The sequence below is a fragment of the Halalkalibacter flavus genome (assembly GCF_036663575.1).
GTDB lineage: Bacteria > Bacillota > Bacilli > Bacillales > Bacillaceae_D > Halalkalibacter > Halalkalibacter flavus.
Genome location: NZ_JAWRVK010000292.1, coordinates 1 through 259, shown reverse-complemented (window position 1 = coordinate 259; position 259 = coordinate 1). Strand labels below are relative to the sequence as shown.

Here is a 259-nt window from a genome sequence, read left to right as displayed (position 1 = left end):
CCGGAGAATGTCGACCTGCAGAAAGCGCGTCAGCTCTTCGAGGAGTACGGCGACGAGAAGACGCGCGAGAAACTCGAACGACTCGACGCCACGTTGGATGTCGGTCGCGGCACGGTGTCGCCGGAGCTTCGTGACGATTTCGCAAAGATGAAGATCGAGCGTGACGAGGATCTGCGCGATCTCTTCATTCCGTCTTTCTACTTTGGTTGCGAGGCGGACGATCCGCTGGCGTACGTTGCATTCAACCGCAAGGCGAATC

1 protein-coding gene is annotated in these 259 nt (G+C 58.3%); it reads left to right on the top strand.

The window, feature by feature from the left end; translation table 11 throughout:
• The coding region (locus SAY88_RS25235) for a hypothetical protein (RefSeq protein WP_332635178.1) at positions 1 to 259 on the top strand (259 nt) is incomplete at both ends.